The sequence below is a fragment of the Pedobacter sp. AC402 genome (assembly GCF_979252805.1).
In genome coordinates this window covers 559,558-577,602 of the sequence record NZ_CEEDAI010000011.1, presented here as the reverse complement: position 1 = coordinate 577,602, position 18,045 = coordinate 559,558, and the positions used below count along the sequence as shown (strand labels likewise).

The following is an 18,045-nucleotide window of genomic DNA, read 5'->3' as shown; positions in this document are numbered from 1 at the left end:
AAATTGATTTTATGTAGCCTCCGCTACATTAAGTATAAACCAAATATTAAGCCAATTATTGTGTATGTTGCTCATATATAACGAGTAGCAAGGTTCACGATATTTAAAAATCTTGGCTCACGCTATAGAAAACGCAGATTATTGTGAATAAAAAAAGTGTATTTTTTTTAAAAATAATTATAGTATGATTTGCACTACAGCATATGAAATAAAATATTGTAGCGTTTCTGGACAATATGTTACTTTTATAAACAGATTTTCAGACAATGCTAATTTTTTTCAAATTGAAAACTGAAGAATCAACAAATATTTCTCTCCCAAATACCCATGACCTGTTTTTCCATAACTTCTACTTTGCTTTTCTTATTATCTGTAACCCGCTAATTTTCTACTCTTCCAATACCCACTTATACTTAACCAAAGAAAAGAAAGGTTAAATGCCAAACAGATGATTATCAAGGCATCAGATTTTACCTGAAGTATAACAGAAATTAAATATAGAAATGCCGAAGTTGGAACCGTTAGCATAAATGCAAATAAAAATCGGAAAAACTGGGTTTTCGCATGATCAAAAGCATTGATAAAGTCGTAGTAAAAGCCAAGCATATTAAGTACCAGAAAAATGACTGACATGAACAATAAGCCTGTATTTTCGAGAATATACTGATTGGCTCCGATAAGGATATCAAAAACACCCGCTAAAGCATTCTTAAATATCATGAACGGAATTCCAAAAACAACGAGCAGCACTCCAAAATATACGGTACAAAAAAAAACCTTTTTTGAAAGTTTTTTAGGTTCATCCACACGGTAACTTTTAATAATTGTTTTATTAAAGCGAGATGGCCGGAAATTGTATAAAACGATAAGGAAAAAATAAAATTCAAGCTGGAAAATGGTCAATTGATAACCATCGTTTGTTTTTCTGATCAGGTTTTCGTTAGATGCCTGAATGATGAATGAATAAAATAGCGAGCATACGGCATAGAGCCTAAAAAGAAGGAAATAGTAAAATAGTGCGAATGAAATTCTTTTGGCAATCATTAAACTGTTTTAAAATTATAACCTTCAACAATTATCAGCTGTAAAATTTAGGATTATTATTTCTCCAAAAGTATTTTATGTTTTAACATTACTCTTTTTAAGCCCAACCCATCTCTACTATATACCAGTTTCATTTGCTTAAATTGTCCACCTTCATCATAAGTCATCCATGTAAAACTATGGGCTAAATCCAGATCTTTTGTTTCAGTGAGTGTAGAAAGGTACGGCCTTAACAAACTGAACATTAGGGCAATGACCTCGTTTTCATAAAGGCGGTAAATCCTAAACTTTTCTGTATTAAACACTAAAAATATTTCAAATAATATTTGATAAAACCAGGATTTTCTGGTCAATTCATATTGTACTGGTTTATTAAAGTAAGTATATAATTTATGTTTATTAAAACCTCGGTTATAAAAAATAATGATGTCATCAATTGAATCAATAGCGATTTTCTCTTTTAAAAAGAATGTTTCAATAATCAGATCGTTATTCTCTAAATAAATTTTATAGAACATATTCTACAATATAAATTTATCTTATTAAAGAAAGTGCTTCCCTTTATTTTTCCTATGGAAAATTGCTTGTTCGTATATTATACTATGCCCAGTGTTCCCTTCAAAAGGTTGTTAGTTTATGGCTTAATGCCAGGTAAGCTATCGGATAATTTCAAAAGAATTCGCATTTTTAGGTACGTAGATATAAAATGGAAAACCAAATTCTTCATTTTCTGCCTTTTTTAAATAGGAGATAATCGGCGAATGGTTCTCTCTTTTTAAATTTATGACACGGTTACCAGCATAAAATTCTACCAGTGGTGTCATTGGAAATTCCTGTAATACATACTCTTCTGCTTCTAACATTTTAAATATGTTTTTTAATGCGGCTAGATTATCTTCAATAAGATACATCGGATGCATCGGTTTCTTCATATCGTCTTCTTAAGAGCAGATCCAGTGAAACTATATCTTCATTTTTAAAAAGATCGTAGATTCTATGGTAATATTTATGAACCTGATTAATAACACTTTGACTATCATTTTTTACAGCTATGGCATCGGTCCAACCTTTCAAATCATAAGGTACTTCCGCATTAAATTCGGCAATAGATTCTATTATTGGTAGTTTTTCATCGTTCGCCTTTTTCATTTTATACTCATAAATAGTTGTTAGCTGCGACTGATCCATCGTAGCCGCGTCAAGATATTGTATCTTGATAGTGGCATCTGCATCTGGATGTAGGATTTGCCCTTTCAATGGTCTAAACCGAAGTTTAAGCTGCTGTGGGCCGCTGTGTAATATAAAATGATTGATAGGATAATTAGAAAATATGCTGCCTCCGCTCTCATATGAAAAGGCAAGCACGTCATTAATTAGTATATCAAAATTTGCAAGAGCGACATTAAAGTCAACTAAATAATAGGGTTCTTTCATCATGTATGCTCTGCTATTTAAAAGGATTGTCGATATTTTTATGATAACCTAAAATTACGGCGTCTTCAAATGCTTTTTTGGTAATAATATCGAGTTTAAAGTTTAAACTATTATTAACCGGATCGAGTGTTAAACGATATAGTACATCATTTTTTACCCATGAAGTTACCTGTGGATAATCGACAACCATACTATTGAAGTCATTTTTATACTCTTTATAATATTCGGGAAAGCTTTCTTTAAGCATTGCCTTGGTTTTGGCACTCAGCGCGTCTGCTATGATGTTATTAACTGAGGCACTATAAGCTTTTCCGAACTTTTTCTTGAGATATTGTATGCTAACATCAGTTTGCTCTGCATTAACGGTAAATGAAACAAACGATAACAGGTTATTATAAGTGGTTATGACTGCCCCGATTGAAGGGTTAATTGTGGAACCGTGGAATTTAAGATTTGCGGTTTCCTTTTCATCAAAAGAATATTTAATAACTTTTTCGCCCTTATCGACTGTTTTAAAACCACCATCTGAAACTTCGATATGCCCATTCTGGTTTTCCACCCGCGAAGCATAATGATTTAAATCAATTTCCAATGGTTTATTAAAAGTTAATTGCGCAATATCTATTTCCTCTTTTTTACAGGCAGTCGATAACATCAACAGCAATAGAGCGGATGACAATAGTTTTATTTTCATATTATTATATATAATGTTTTTCAAATTTTATCTCGGCTGGTTTCACTATAACAGACTCGCCTTCGTAGCTAAATGTCCTTTTTATAAAACCGAATTTTATGGTGGTAGCTGCCACAAATTTAGCTTTAATACCGGCAAATGACGCGATCGGACTAGCATAGATTCCATTTTTATCAGCCCCAACCTCAATTCCACCTGTTACGCTTGTTTTAACATCAGCTGTCAACACACCTTCCACCCCCATGTTTGCTGTACCGGCTTTAGCCAATGCCTTAAACTCTACAGAAACCTTTATTTCACCTGTGCCTTTGACATTGCCAGTAGTTTCCTTGGGGAAGAGAACATTAATTTTGGTTTGACCATTAATATTGATTGCTCCACCAAAAGTCACTAAAAATGTAATCTGAACATTTTTTTCAAGTTTTTCAAGCACCCAGTTTATTACCGTTCCGGCCCAGGACAAATAGCATTTCCACCATACTCCACAAACATTTTGAACAGATCTATAAAAGTATTGGCTTCAACAAGCGGTTTGGTGTCAGCACCGATCTCTACAATTTCGCCAACCCTGCCATTTGTCTTTTGGAGGTACCATTGTGCAGAAAAAGCAATAACCGGTGGTTTTACCTCAAAACTCCATTTACCTTTTGCCACTGGTGATTGAACAACAGTATCGGCCAACTGTTTAATTTTATTAAAAATGCGAAGTGTTTTAGCAATACGTTCTTCCCATTCCTTACCAAACTCTACTTTTTGTTTACTGCCATTTGCCGCGGTCCACTCTCCGGTTAATGAAAGTTCGAACTTTTGGGACATTTCACCGTAATTTTTGGACCATTCTGCATCTATTGCCGCACCAATAGCTTTATTCTGAGCATTTTTTAATTCGTAACCATAAAGTTTATTCCCATAAGAATAAGCAAAAGGCTGCGTGTGGGACCATTTAAACTCTATCGTCCATTTGATATCAGAATAAACGTGTATAGCAAGTGTTGGGTTATTCGGAACAGAATAATACCTGCATGAGTGGATATGAACTAAATAATTATTCATCAACCCATCTCGCCGCGGCCAAATATAATTTAATGGCATAACATTAAACTTACTCATCGTAGATACTGCTGGAATGGTAATTTTACCCTCAGTTTCTGCTTTTAAATCAACATTGATTAACTTGATGAATTTATTATGCTTTTTACGCTCGAAACAGGCCTTAGTATCAAAATTTATGGGTTCTACCAAAATATCCTGAGGTTTATTCCCTACTATTGCTTCGTAAATGATAGTTTCCGCATTATGTCCATAATATTCGAATGCAATATCTACCCTTCTATTACTCGTATATTCATATTCATTTTTGTATTTAATATTATCACGCCCCATTTTGTCATCGGTAGGGTTTACCTCACCATGCCCAACAGCTTTTATTCTGGTAGGATCTAGTTTCCCTTTAATAAAAAACTCTCTTACGGTTTTTGCCCTATTTTCTGACAAAACATTATTGTGATTTTGTTTACCAATTACGCAGGCAAATCCATCAAGCTGGATGGTACTATACCGGTGTTCGAGTAAAAACTGCAAAATATTATTAAGCTGTTTAATGCTTTCGGGTAAAAGTTCGGTACTATCGAATTTAAAAACGATAGATGTTAACGATTTTTCCCGCTTATCCTGGATATTCTTAAGACCCTTTCCATTATCAAAAACAAGAACTGGTTTAGCTCCAGCTTCGGTAACATTAATCTGTTCAAATTTACACAACTCAAATCTTTTGGCGTTTTTATCCGGCTCATAGATAGTAACCGGTGTTCTGTTCTGTGGCTTCTCTATTACATGAGAAACCACCTTATCTTTAATTCTTAAAAACCTCGCATGTGCGGTATCACCACCATCATCCTGAATATAGACCCCAGTTATTGGATGCACAACGCGGACATAAAATTCTTCAACATCTGACCTGTCTTTCATCGATTGATACCAGGCAAATGTATTAGGGATTTTCAGGTTAATTTCGCCATTTATTACATTAACGAAATAGATTTTTCGGGTAACTTCGTCTTCTTTTGGTAATAAACCATATGCTGACCGCAACTTTCTGAATACCCTAACCTCAACATTATTATATCCATTTAATCCTTCAGTATTGAATTTAAGCCAAACCAGTTCCCCATAAGAAAACTGATAGGTTTTGCGTACATCCTCTCCGCCCTCAGTACGGCTCCATTTACTATCTACAATTCTGGCAGGCGACTCCCCTCTAATTTTTATACCTGATTTGCCATCAAAATTACCACTCCATGTTGCTTCTATATAAAACAAATATGGCCCGGATAATTTTCTCGGTATCTTTAGCGCATACTTGGCGTTGCCGGGCAATGTTTTTTGGAACTCTATATAGCCCTTACTGTTAAAAACAGCCCATTTTATATCTTTTTTCTTATCTTGTTCAGTACTCCCTGGTAGCCATTCGCCCGCTTTAAACCATACAAACTGACTGGGTTCGACAACCAAAAGCTGATTTGGTATAGAGCCTTTTTTTGAATTATATACCGTACCCTCACCTGTCCATACGATTTTCTTGATTCCTTTGGCCATATCTTATGATTTAACACTTACTTCCATGCCTTCAAAATCATTTGCAGACTCATTTAAAGATTCTGACAATGGATTAAGTTGTGATTGTACATTTTTATTTGCATTATCGAAGTTTTGCTTTGAGGCTTCTGCTTTTTGTCCATGATGAATAATTTCAATGCAATCTGTACCACCAACCGGGCAGGTTGCCTTACTGTCTTCAAGCAAAATTTTACCTCCATTAGATAGTATGGTTTCTTCATAAAAACCAGACCATTTTGTTACAATTGCACTACAGGGTTTATTGTTCATCTTCGAACATGAGCCGAACATGTTTTTTTCGAAAGTTGCATTAATATCAACTGTAGTTGCTATAGGCTTCTTGCTTCCATCTTTATCGTTTGCATATTCTTTAGCATGGGTAAGAACCTTCAATTTATCAGGTGCTGATCCATACTTGCACATGCATTGAGCACCTTGAACAACAATGTGTTTTTCTGCCATATCTTTATTTATTAAATAACCGCTCCCAAAATCCCTTTCTTGATGAACCATCAAGAATAACCATATCTGAAACAGGCAAACGATCAACATTTGTATCCAAAACAAAATCGTGATCAAATTCTTGATCCCCATCAGGAATTATTGATATTTTTATTTTTACACTTGTTTTCACAGCTTCATTATAGGTTAATGATGAAAAAAGCGAAACAATGCGTTTACTCTTTGGATGTAAAAGATAATACCCTTCATAAGTTCCCGTAATTTTATCCCCAAAATATTCATCATCAACCGAAAGAATCTTACCTTTATGTAACAATTCGATTCCGCCGAAATCATTAGTCTCCGTGCTTAGCTGCTCAACTGTTTGATATCCTTCAATTTTAAAATCCCGCACAATTGGAAATTTATACGTGTTTTCCATCGTGTGGTTCCTGCCGTATTCCTTATAAATCGGCCGAAAAAAAGTATGAAGAAACCAGTCATGGTTCAAAAATGCGAGCTGTAATTTATCCTGATTGGAAAGCTGTCGTTCCATTTTCAGCAGGTAATCTTCTACCAGATCGCCTTCAAAGTCATTTAAAACTTTATTTTTTACAGATGGCCATCGGTTAAATATTTCATTATAATTATAAATATTTCTGAACCCCCCATTATGATCTACAGCAATAACCAAAGGATAAAAAACTTTTCCAGTGGCATAAGCTAAACGGTCTGCTATTAAATCCGGTAAAGTTTCATTAATAAAAACATCACTTATCCGCTCAATCTGGAACAAGGCCTGACCTTTATCAACATGCTTTAATCGGGTTATACGCAATTGATATTTAACCTCATTACTTTCCTGTTCCTCATCAAAATGAATCACAACACTATAATTAACAGACTGTTCAGTGGGCCATTCTAAATGAAGAGCGCTTTTGCCAGGATAGTAAATTTTTTTATTTGCAATGTCCACCTTAATTTATAATAAAATCTAACATTCTACTTATTACTAACAGGCTATTTCACTTGCCTAACGAGTTTTAATACTTCCGCCTGCGTCATATGTATTGACTTTATTTTACTAAGGCTTTTTCTGGCAATGGTTGTGAAAATCTCCGTTTCTAAGTTTTTTCCCGTTTCTTCTACATTATCTTTCCACTTAAGCGGAATAGATTTTGAAGGACTGAATACTGCTTTACGTGATGTGATCTGACGATCTTCATTGTTGCGATAAGTTGTCATCTCAATAGCAGCCGGATTTAAATAACTAATCTTTTTACTAAAGTGCACTTCATCTGCTGAAGCTGCTTTAACCGACTCAATTTTACCCTTATTATTATATTGATACTTAAAATTCCAGGTATCTTTCAATTCTGACTGGCTTCTTTTAACCGTAACCTTTGATTGCTGGATCTTTTTTTCCCACCTCCCCTGATTTGCGGAAAGTAAAATTGGATAAACATCTGTAATCTCATAATCCTCAATATAATCTTCCAGAAAATCGAACAGACTTAAAATGGAATGTTTAACCTCAACCTGTTGTTTTAGCAAGGAATAAAATTTAGGGTACAGTATATAGCGATCATTTTGATTGATCAGCACGCTATGATCCGAATCTTGAAATATGACTTTTAAACCTTCATTAACATCTGAATTACTTAATACCGATTTAATATGAAGATTAAGTCCATTATTTGTTGAGGTTAGCACATATGCTGTAGCTTCAGACAAAATCCCACCAGCAACTTTGTAAACAAATAAACTGTCGCCCAAGGTATTATGTACATACAAAATTTTGCTTGTATCACGCTCGTTCTCTTGTTCATATTTAGCTGATACATAACGGGTTAATAAAATACCATTATAACTATTTGCAATCTTTTTTCCTGGTTGTGCTACCGTACAGCCCATAAATAGGAAATTCAGAATTACGATATTGATGAGTTTAATCATGGCTACTGGTTACTTTGGGGTAGAGGCTGTTAAACTTGTAGGGGTAATTTTCCAGAAAATACTTTTCCCTGCGGTAATAGTGGCCGAAATTCCATTTGTAGTTTTTACACCTGTTTCATAATAAAAGTTTCCACCTGCCCAGTACTTCTGATCACCAAAATCTGACGATGGAACTGCATATTTAATTCTATCGGGAACATCAACTTCTTCAAATAAGGGTTTGCCATCGGCTCCTTTCATTTGTTTCCCATCTGGTCCCTTTACAGGTTTTTTAATTTTTTTCGTAATATGTTCATGCGTACCTTTATCTGTTTTATCATCATGATTGCCTTTATCTTTATATCTTGCAGATGTACCGTTTGCAGCCACAAACTCATCATAAATGTTTTTTGGAATTTCTACAAATTTATATTCGTCAAATTTGTTCTGCCCTAACTTATTGTATGGATTTGTTTCAGAATTTCCCAGGCAAGAAAGTCAGTTCCGTCCCAGAATTCTGCTCCGTCTGTAATGTCTTTCACTCCAAAACAAACATCAAGTACTGCATATCTTGACAGTTTAGATTTATCATCATTTTTATCTGGAAGCTCCTTTTTGTTAGGTACCGATGAATATCCTGAAGCCAATAATGCACGCCAGGTTTTATTTGTAGAAACAGATCGGTTGTGGCTAGTAAATGCCACACACCTGAGTTCCTTAATATCTGCATTACCAGATTCATGGCTAACGATATAAGCAATATATCTGAAATCTGCATGAATCAACGCTTTACCATCGTATTTTACTAACTGTGATTCATCATTAACAGTTTCCCATTTTTTTGCTGCAACTGCCTGATCGTATTTATCTTTTGTAGTGATGTAAATTTTTGCACTGCCCGCTATTCCACCAAGATATTCGCCTTCTCTTGTATAATAAACATACTGAATATCATCTTTGGGCTCTTCTGACGGGGCATAACTACCAAACTGAACATTTGCCATAACTAACTCGATTTACCACCTTGACCAACCACTTTTTTATTACTAATAAGAAAAAGATTCTTAAGTCTCGCTTCAACATTAATATGATCGGCTATCTTTTCAATATTATTTCCAGCAATGAGTTTATAATCGGTTCTCACTCGGATCGCTCGATATTAGTACATTGTTTTTTAATCGCCATAATTAAAACAATTTTGATTTCTCGGCACTATTTACCTCAACGGTTTTACCACTTTGCAAAGTCATATTTTCTTTCTGACTAAATAAAGTAATTTCACTAGCCAGTTCGTTCGAGGTTTCAGCCTGCCTAATGAAGTCTTTAGATACAGATTCTGTCCTGTTATCAGAGTTTTCCTGAATATCTCCTGTAGCACTTAGCGAATAATTGTTTCCTGCAATCATCGAAATATCTTTGTTAACAGAAATACTTTGATTGTCACCTACGCTTGTACTTTGATCTTTACCCACCTGCACATCCATATTCTCCCCTACATTAATCTGCATATTCTTACAGTTTAGCGTCATGTTCTCCAAAGCAGTAATCGTAATATTATTGCCTTTGGTATCTATATGGATTATATTTTGATGGATATCAGTAATTTTTATTCCCTGGCTACTCTCATTATCATCAAACTCAACCAGGTGCCCGCTCCTGGTAATTATACTTTTCAGGTGGTTTTTAATTAATGGACTGCTATCTACACTTGAGCTGTGATACACACTTCCCATAACAACCGGGCGTGCAATATTTCCTTCTTCAAAAGCAATCATTACCTGATCATCAATCTCTGGTATGGCAAAATATCCACGGTTATTTCCTCTGTCGCCAATACCGGCACTTGGCGTAACTACGCGTAACCACTCGGTTACATCGTTGGTTAAACACTCCCATTTAAACTTTACTTTAATGCGCCCTTGGCCCTGTGGATCGTTATTATCGATTACATCGGCCAATTGCATATCGGGCTGTGGTTTTTCGAAATTTTTAACCAACAAGCGCTCTGTGGTCGATATTTTTCCCTCAAAGGTGTTATGGTATTTGCCATTTTCATCAATATGATGCTTTATACTTGTGATTAGGAATTTACCCAAACTTTCTGATGTAAAAGCCATTTCTTTACGAAGGCTCATGGTAATTTCAGCAATGCTACCAATGCTTAAGCCCGCATTATCACCTTTGGCTGTAACCTTTAAAAGTTCACTGGTATTGGCTTTCTCTTCATTTTCTACCAGGTTCTTTATGTCGTTATTGTTATCTACCCTGATCAGCGAAGGCTGATTAAAGGTTTTACTAAATGTAAGGTTGGAAGCTTTAATGGCATGTGATAAATCAGGTGTGCCATCTACTTTGCCAGAACTTTCGCTCAGCAGCATCTCATTCTGTTTTGGATTGTAAGAGAAACGTTTGTTCTTGATTGGTGCAATTTCCATTGCATATTGCATTTCCTGTACATCCCTGCCATAAAACAAAGATATTTCTTTCTGTGTATCGGGCTTACCGAAATTTAGTTGCTTACCATCATAAAAAAACCATTCGTGGTATTCGGCCGAAAGCCGGTTTAGAAACGCAAAATCGCTTTCTCTATATTGAATAATGTAATCAATTGATGAACTTCTTGCAGCGTTTGCAACAACTTTTAAATCATTAGCCGGGGTATCTTTTGTAGCTAATTTTACAATTTCATTCAGATCTTTATCAAGATAAGAACCTAAATCCGGTCCACGATCGATTAAAATAGTTGGACTATAACCACTTACAATTAAAACACCGTGATAACCATGGCTTTGCGACAGTTCTACTTTTGAAACTAAACCTACAAAATTCTGCATACCATCTGGCGAATGACCAAAAGATGCCGTTAAGGTTTTACCAACAAAATCGCGACTGTCATCTAAACTAATCAATCCGGGAGCGCCCATTTGATCGTGGTTAAAACGCAGTTCGAAATAATGATGTTCGTTAAAAGCTTGCTGTAGACTAAAGGAAGCAAAATGGGTAATTTCCTTATCTTCTATATTAATTTCTGCAATGAGTTTCTTTTCCATATTGATTTATCTTGATCACAACAATACCCAAATCCAATACTAAATATATAAACGTGCGGTTAAATTAACAATGAAACCGTGTTCAATATTACCTATGTTTTGCTGAATATTATGTATGGTTGCCGAACCAAACGTTTTACCTGAATAGTAAATGTTTTTTACTGCAATATGTTTGAGATGGTTAGACATAATTGAGCATTAATTTACGAGCTGGCTTTGTAGTTATAGCTACTTAACCCTGGGATGATAATTTAGGATGATATAATTTAGCGCAATAATGGGTTAACTAAATACGCCCCGATAAATCGGGGCGTATCAATTAAATTGATTTTATATTAAAAATGATTAAGCTTTAGGCCAATCGTTTTCGTGTTCTGCGTTACCTAGTTTTAGTTTACGTGCAGAAACCACAAAACTTAAAGTCATCGGAGTATTGTCGTTAACGGCAATACCTTCGTTATATTGAATGATGTAACCATCTTCGAAAGACAGTTCTTTCATTTTTGCATCTTCTTCGCCTTTTTTGAAAACCAATGTTCCAGAAAGTGGCTTATATTGGTTGTTAACCATCGATTCGATTACCGAAGTATCTTCAGTAGATTCGATTTCAATGTGAATGGTACCACCATAAACACCTGATGACGGACGGCCTTTTGCGTCAACATCTCTATTTAATGAAAAGCTGCACTGTAGTACATCAAATTCTTTTGATCCTAAGTTTAAACGGGTTTTGAATGCCATTGTAGTAAATTTTAATGTTTTGAAAAATGAATTGCATTGGGCGGTTGAAGAATGGCATAGGCAATATTAAACCTCAGCCCCTAAACCTTACACCTTTTACCTCAAACTAGGCTTTTGGCCAATCGTTAAGGTGCATCAGCATTGCCTAATTTAAGCTTTCTTGCCGAAATCTGGAATTTAAGCGTCATCGGGTGATCCCCAACAATGTTGATTCCTTCAGAATACTTAACAATGTAGCCATCTTCGAAGTTAACTTCTTTCATTTTGGCATCTTCTTCTGTTTTTTTGATCAGAAGCGTTCCTGTAATCGGTTTGTACTGGTTGTTTACCATCGCCTCGATAATTGAGGTGTCTTCGGTTGATTCGATCTCAATGTCGATGGTACCGCCGTAAACTCCGGAAGAAGGTCTTCCTTTAGCATCTACATCACGGTTTAATGCATAGGCACAATGAAGTACATCGTACTCCTTGCCTGAAAAATTTAATCTAGCTTTGAAAGCCATAGTTTTAAAATTTAAAGGTTAAAAATTTGATTTTTATGTAGCCTCCGCTACTTCAATCTTTAAACCAAATATCAGGCCAATTATGATCTATATTGTTCATATATAATGGATAGCCTTAATCTAAAAACGGCAGTAAAATGCAAAAAGCACACTAAATGATTAGTTAAATGAATTATTTTTGTGGATAAGATGTGGAAAAGTTAAAAGATATTTTTCGTGTTACAAATACAAGCCAATACAAAATAAGCTACAAAGTGTAGCGATAATCGGCAAAGTGTAGCAATTTAGGGCAAAAACAAGAACAACCTCCAGTATTTTATTCTATTACTCTACACTCCGATAAAAAAACTAAATTTAGATCAGTTGTGCCCCAAATTTTTCCATTTTAGCAACCCATTTCTGGCTATAATGATTTTCTAGCGAATGCAATTCGCCTATTGTATTGGTAAGCACAGGCTCATTCTGCACTTTTCAAATACAGCCTTTTTAATGGATAAATAGGTTGTTTTTTTATTGGCTTTCCACTCTTTAAAAGTGGCTTCGTCCAAAATAGATACAATCCTTGCTGAACGGCCGCTAAAATTGTTGTTTACATTTTGCTGTTGGGTATTAAATATCTGATCGGGCATAAAAAGGCGATCGAAAAAGCCTTTAACTTTGGCAGGGATGTGATCTACATATACCGGGCAAAAGAGCACAATATGGCTACTTTGCCTAATCGCCGTAAGGGCTTTCTGCAAATCGGGTTCTAATTCGGCAATCTGCCTGTTGTTAAACAGTTTGTTCGAATTAAATATCAGATCGATAATGGCCAACTCTTTCACAGTTGCGCCAACACTTTCTGCACCTTGCTTATAGGCGTTAATCAGGAAATTTGTAGATGCGTTTTTTTCAATATCCCCATTTAGGATAAGTACTTGCTTCATTTTTTTTGATTAATCTGATCTGGCCGATGCATTACAAAATTATAAAGAATTTGTTAAGTGTTATGCATATCCATAAAAAAACCCAACGCTAAGGTTGGGTTTTTATTTTCAGTAATCAAAAACTATTGTTGATTATACTCCGAGTTCCATGTGGTACTTTCGTCTTCACCTTTATGCCCATCAAGTTTTACAACAAAACTTTTAGCTGGGAAATATGGGGTAATGTGGATATCTAAATGAATCCTGTCTTTTTGAAGTTCATCTCTTTCGAAACGCATAATTTTAAACCTTTCAATTAAACGATCTGCACCTTGTATACCATCTAAAAATTTAACAATCTGCCCGCGTAAATCCTGCTCGGTTTTTGAAGTCCAGTTTTCGAATGCTCTTCTGTTTAAGAAATCGAACAATACTTTGGTTATATAATCAAATACACGAACAACAGAATATGTTTGCAAGCCAATGTTATCGCCATTAAATAGGGTTTTCGCAGAGAAAGCCATTACTTTGCCATACTCATTTACCATTGGCACTAAGCCAACTCTTTCTAAATGAGAGATCTCGCTTTTCTTTAAATCGAATTTTACACCATCTACTTCGTTTATTGCACCATGTTTTTTACCGGCAGTAACCTGCGACATTAGTGTGTAATACATTTTACCTGCAAGTGCGGCTGATCCAGGTACAGTAAGGTCATCTTCTTCCCCAACCTCGGCAACTTTTCCACGGCCTACCAACCAGTTACAAGTCATGATTACGTTTGATCTGAAGGCATCGCCTCCGGTAAAGTTTGCTGCGGTAAATAAATCAAGTACATCATCAGGCTGATCAAGATCGGCAAAATCTGTTACCAGCATTGCTTTGTTATTATGCGCTATTTTTCCCCATCTTTCTAATACTTTGTTGGATCCCATATAACCCGGAACCACCATTAATGAGTAGTTATTGCGTAAATCCAAACGGTCGTAATTTTGTTTCAGCTCATCATCCACATAATCGATAAAACGAGGATTATCCAAATCTTTAATCTGATCCATTGATGCATTTAAGAGCACCACATTTTTAAGTTTATCCGATTCGGTATTTTTGTAAAACAAATGAACCGATCTGTAAGCTTGCTCTAATTCTTTGGTACTTTCTAAGGCTGTTCCGAGGTTTTTTTTCAGGTTTTCTTCCGCAGCATTTAACTTTTCGGTACTTTTTTCTACCATATCCGCAACAAAGCGGAAGATTCAAGTACGTCTATCCAAAGCTGAATTTTCTTTTTTAGCTCTTCGCGCTCTTTCTTTTTCTCGTCGCCGGTTAAAAAGATCTGCTTACGGGCTTTTCTTTCAGGATTTAAATTCTGAAGTCCATCAACTGTAGCTTCCAACAAATCGAAACCACCAACCCTGGCCAGTTTTTCTAAGTTATCTTTGAGTGATGTTTTTTCTATGGTTTTTACTTCGGCTGGTTTAAAACCTGCTTCGGATGTATTTTGGTCTGCTTTTAATTCTTGAGGGTTTGACATGTTTTCTCAGCGTTTAGATTATTTATTTTCCTCTAATTCATCAACAAAATTCTTTAAAGCACTAATGAATGCAGATTTAGTTTCTTCATCATCAAGGGTAGCTTTTAAAGTTTTATTCGATTTTAATTGTTTGATCACATTAAGCGACATTTCTCTCTCAATATTAACATTGGTGAGGTAATTGCTTTGGTTGATGATGTTTTTTACACCAAAATCTCCCAAATCGTTAAAATTTATAGTTTCGCCAACGGTAGATCCATCCTGCTTTTCGAAAGCTACTTTTACATTTGGTTTATAATGTTCGAACACCTCTTTAACCGTTTTTAATCCTTCTACCTTTTCTGGTTTAATGGGTTCGTTATCGGTAAGTTTTTGAACAAAAAGTGTTTTGTTATGGGCAATTTCTGCGAAAGCTTCTGAGGTATCAATTTTTCGTTCATTACCTCCAATTTCATAGTTAAACATAGTATGTTGATTTAGATTTAAGATTAAATTTTCTAATAATATAATAGTTAACGTTTTAACTCAATTTTTGTTCCAATATTACTGCTTCTGGTTGAATAATATTCCATTCCAACTGATCTTCATCCGGATGTTTGCTTACTTTAATCTTTGATCCTTTTTTTAGTTCACCCGAAATGATGTATTTGGATATTGGTCTGCGCAGCAGATTTCTGATTACCGCAGATAACTGACGTGCACCATATTTTGGAGTAAAGCCATCCAAAGCAATCATTTTCTTGGCATCATCGGCTATTTCAAAGTCGATACCCATTTTATTTAGAGATTGGATTAGGCTGCTTAACTGGATTTCGAAAATACGCACTACATTGCTTTCGTTGATTGGTGCAAAAGGAACAATTTCAGAAATTCTGGCCAAAAACTCAGGTCGGAAATGCCCCGCCATTACTTCCATCAATTGGTTAGATGCAGGAATAATGCCTTTACCTATCTGTTCGGCAATCCACTCGCTACCAATATTTGAGGTGAAAAGTATAAGTGAATTGCTAAAATCACCTTCTTTCCCCAAACGGTCGTGCATATGCCCTTCATCCAGAATCTGTAAAAAAGTATCAAACACTGATGGGTGTGCTTTTTCTATTTCATCGAAAAGCAATACAGAATAAGGTTGTTGTCTGATTTTATTCACCAGCAAACCACCTTCTTCGTAACCTACATACCCCGGAGGAGCACCATACAACAATGCTGCGCTATGCTCTTCTTTAAATTCGGACATATCAAAGCGGATCATTGCCTTTTCATCATTAAACAAAAATTCGGCGATTGATTTAGCGAGTTCCGTTTTACCTGTTCCTGTTGGCCCCAATAAAAAGAATGAGCCGATGGGTTGGCCTTTTTTGTTCAATCCGCTACGAGATTCCAAAATTGCATCAGAAACTGCTTTTAATGCCTGATCTTGCCCCACCACACGTTTTTTAAGGTATTGCTCCATGTTGAGCAATTTCTCTTTTTCTCCTGCCTGCAATTTACCCATCGGAATTCCTGTTTTATAGGCAACGATAGAGGCAATATCCTGTTTTGTTATGCGGTCGCTTTTTTCTGCGGCGTATTTTTTTAATTCCTGAAGACTGCTGTTGATATAACCCTGATATTCATCAGCCGTTTCGAAAGCATCGGTTTGTGTTTCATCAGTTAAACGGCCAAGCAAAACCGGACTTAATTTATTCTGAAGTAATGAAAAAAGCCATTTATAATCTGCAAACTGATCGGCTTCTGACTGATCTGAATTTGCTTTCAATACTTCTAAATCGCTTTCCAAACTCTCAATTACCTGATCAGAAGTATCGTTCATCATTTTCATGGCGGCCATTGTACGGTCTAACAGGTCGAAAGCCGAATCAGGCAGGCGCCTATCTTTCATGTAACGTTTTGCCAAACGTACACATTCACCCAAGGCATCAGGCTCTATTGTTAAAGTATGGTGTTCTTCGTACTTTATGGCCAGTTTCTGTAGCATTTTTATGGTGCTTTCTTCGTTTGGCTCATTTACCTGTAATACTTCAAACCTGCGGCTAAAGGCTTGTTCGGGTTCGATAATTTTACGGTATTCATCAATTGTGGTAGCACCGATTACTGTAATTTCTCCCCTGGCGAGTTCGGGTTTCAATAAATTGCCAATGCCTGCACCAAGTGGCCCTTTACTGTCTAATAAGGTATGAATTTCATCTATAAAAAGAACTGCTTTTTCAAACTGTTTTACTTCTTTGATGATGTTTTTTAAGCGGTCTTCTATTTCTCCTTTATAAGATGCTCCCGCAATTAAAGAACCTAAATCCAATTCAAAAAGCTGAACAGGCTTTAAACTTTCGGGAACATTTTGGTTTACTATATCAATAGCGAATCCATCAACAAGGGCTGTTTTACCTACTCCGGCATCACCGGTTAATATTACATTGGGTTTTTGTGCGGCGGCAAAGAATTTCCATCATCATCCGCGTTTCTTTATCGCGGCCAATTATTGGGTCGGTTTTGCCATCACGTACCATTTGCAGCCTATCTATGCAATATTTATGTAGCGCATTGCCTGTGCTTTTGTTTTCAGTACCTGATGTTGTTTTATCAGGCGAAACTACCCTCGATATTTCTTCGTCTTTTACGTAAAGATCCAAAATTTCGCGTTCCTTAATCGGGAATGATTTCAACTGGTCGGGCTGAAAACCAATGCCAGGTTTTGCTAAGGCAGTTAGCACGCATACTGGTGTAATGAGATCAAGACCAAGTTTAATGCGTACATTATCTGCTTCTTCAAAAATCACAGCAATTTCCGAGGAACCGCTTACGGTATCATTTAGACTGGCTGATTTAGCCTGCTCATCAATCCGAACTTCAGCCCACTCGCTTATGTATTCTTCATCTTTACCTATTGAGGTTATAAATGAACGTAAACCAACATCTTTATGCATTAATCCTTTAAGCAAATGGGCAGCAGAAAATACTTCATTTCTGTATTCCTTTGCCAGAGATTGTGCGATATGCAGTGCTGTTTTTACCGATTCGCTTAAATTTGTAATTGCCATATTTTTCTCTATCCAATGCTTTTTGCTCTTTTAGTATAACCTTCCAGTATAATCGGAAACACTGTGCCACATTGTTTGTAAAATATTCTCTTTGTTATTTTTTCATCACGTTT

Annotated in this window: 21 protein-coding genes; all 21 read right to left on the bottom strand. The window is 35.8% G+C overall.

Going from position 1 to position 18,045, the window contains the following annotated elements; translation table 11 throughout:
• Positions 1–366: 366 nt before the first annotated feature.
• Positions 367–1,044: a hypothetical protein gene (locus AC0IWE_RS21455; protein WP_471794659.1), complete on the bottom strand. Its 678-nt coding sequence runs from the start codon at positions 1,042–1,044 to the stop codon at positions 367–369.
• Between the two features lie 56 nt (positions 1,045–1,100).
• Positions 1,101–1,562 (bottom strand): hypothetical protein, encoded by a 462-nt coding sequence (locus tag AC0IWE_RS21450; RefSeq protein ID WP_055912108.1) that lies wholly within the window; start codon positions 1,560–1,562, stop codon positions 1,101–1,103.
• A 138-nt stretch (positions 1,563–1,700) separates the two neighbouring features.
• Positions 1,701–1,907, bottom strand: coding sequence for a hypothetical protein (locus AC0IWE_RS21445; protein ID WP_471794658.1), 207 nt, complete (start codon positions 1,905–1,907; stop codon positions 1,701–1,703).
• Between the two features lie 34 nt (positions 1,908–1,941).
• The gene (locus tag AC0IWE_RS21440) at positions 1,942–2,481 is read right to left on the bottom strand and encodes a hypothetical protein (protein ID WP_471794657.1); all 540 of its coding nucleotides are present in this window, start codon (positions 2,479–2,481) and stop codon (positions 1,942–1,944) included.
• Between the two features lie 10 nt (positions 2,482–2,491).
• Entirely contained in the window at positions 2,492–3,172 is a 681-nt protein-coding gene (locus AC0IWE_RS21435) for a hypothetical protein (RefSeq protein WP_157255473.1), read from the bottom strand.
• A gap of 4 nt (positions 3,173–3,176) precedes the next feature.
• Positions 3,177–3,605 (bottom strand): hypothetical protein, encoded by a 429-nt coding sequence (locus AC0IWE_RS21430; protein ID WP_471794656.1) that lies wholly within the window; start codon positions 3,603–3,605, stop codon positions 3,177–3,179.
• Positions 3,606–3,613: 8 nt separating this feature from the next.
• Positions 3,614–5,767: an OmpA family protein gene (locus AC0IWE_RS21425; RefSeq protein WP_471794655.1), complete on the bottom strand. Its 2,154-nt coding sequence runs from the start codon at positions 5,765–5,767 to the stop codon at positions 3,614–3,616.
• A 3-nt stretch (positions 5,768–5,770) separates the two neighbouring features.
• Entirely contained in the window at positions 5,771–6,250 is a 480-nt protein-coding gene (locus tag AC0IWE_RS21420; RefSeq protein ID WP_055912127.1) for a DUF4280 domain-containing protein, read from the bottom strand.
• A 4-nt stretch (positions 6,251–6,254) separates the two neighbouring features.
• Entirely contained in the window at positions 6,255–7,205 is a 951-nt protein-coding gene (locus tag AC0IWE_RS21415; RefSeq protein ID WP_471794654.1) for a hypothetical protein, read from the bottom strand.
• Positions 7,206–7,249: 44 nt separating this feature from the next.
• Entirely contained in the window at positions 7,250–8,185 is a 936-nt protein-coding gene (locus tag AC0IWE_RS21410) for a hypothetical protein (protein ID WP_471794653.1), read from the bottom strand.
• 9 nt (positions 8,186–8,194) lie between these two features.
• Positions 8,195–8,554, bottom strand: a complete 360-nt coding sequence (locus AC0IWE_RS21405) for a hypothetical protein (RefSeq protein WP_471794652.1) — start codon at positions 8,552–8,554, stop codon at positions 8,195–8,197.
• Positions 8,555–8,616: 62 nt separating this feature from the next.
• Positions 8,617–9,168: a hypothetical protein gene (locus AC0IWE_RS21400; protein WP_471794651.1), complete on the bottom strand. Its 552-nt coding sequence runs from the start codon at positions 9,166–9,168 to the stop codon at positions 8,617–8,619.
• Between the two features lie 183 nt (positions 9,169–9,351).
• A complete protein-coding gene (locus AC0IWE_RS21395) occupies positions 9,352–11,214 on the bottom strand; it encodes a type VI secretion system Vgr family protein (RefSeq protein ID WP_471794650.1) in 1,863 nt (620 codons plus the stop codon).
• A gap of 345 nt (positions 11,215–11,559) precedes the next feature.
• Positions 11,560–11,955 (bottom strand): type VI secretion system tube protein TssD, encoded by a 396-nt coding sequence (gene tssD / locus AC0IWE_RS21390; RefSeq protein ID WP_025141860.1) that lies wholly within the window; start codon positions 11,953–11,955, stop codon positions 11,560–11,562.
• A gap of 125 nt (positions 11,956–12,080) precedes the next feature.
• Positions 12,081–12,458, bottom strand: a complete 378-nt coding sequence (tssD, locus tag AC0IWE_RS21385) for a type VI secretion system tube protein TssD (protein WP_471794649.1) — start codon at positions 12,456–12,458, stop codon at positions 12,081–12,083.
• 434 nt (positions 12,459–12,892) lie between these two features.
• Complete coding sequence (locus tag AC0IWE_RS21380) at positions 12,893–13,384, bottom strand: NAD(P)H-dependent oxidoreductase (RefSeq protein ID WP_471794648.1); 492 nt, start codon at positions 13,382–13,384, stop codon at positions 12,893–12,895.
• A 122-nt stretch (positions 13,385–13,506) separates the two neighbouring features.
• Positions 13,507–14,595 carry a type VI secretion system contractile sheath protein TssC gene (locus tag AC0IWE_RS21375; protein ID WP_471794647.1) on the bottom strand — a complete coding sequence of 363 codons (1,089 nt, stop codon included), beginning with the start codon at positions 14,593–14,595 and terminating at the stop codon, positions 13,507–13,509.
• Positions 14,589–14,894, bottom strand: coding sequence for a hypothetical protein (locus AC0IWE_RS21370; protein ID WP_471794646.1), 306 nt, complete (start codon positions 14,892–14,894; stop codon positions 14,589–14,591). Before AC0IWE_RS21370 ends, AC0IWE_RS21375 begins: the two co-directional genes overlap by 7 nt.
• An 18-nt stretch (positions 14,895–14,912) precedes the next feature.
• Entirely contained in the window at positions 14,913–15,359 is a 447-nt protein-coding gene (locus tag AC0IWE_RS21365) for a hypothetical protein (RefSeq protein WP_055912059.1), read from the bottom strand.
• A gap of 55 nt (positions 15,360–15,414) precedes the next feature.
• Positions 15,415–17,304 (bottom strand): ATP-dependent Clp protease ATP-binding subunit, encoded by a 1,890-nt coding sequence (locus tag AC0IWE_RS21360; RefSeq protein ID WP_471794807.1) that lies wholly within the window; start codon positions 17,302–17,304, stop codon positions 15,415–15,417.
• Positions 17,291–17,932, bottom strand: coding sequence for a Clp protease N-terminal domain-containing protein (locus AC0IWE_RS21355; protein ID WP_471794645.1), 642 nt, complete (start codon positions 17,930–17,932; stop codon positions 17,291–17,293). The genes AC0IWE_RS21360 and AC0IWE_RS21355 overlap by 14 nt, the downstream gene beginning before the upstream one ends.
• Positions 17,933–18,045: the final 113 nt, after the last annotated feature.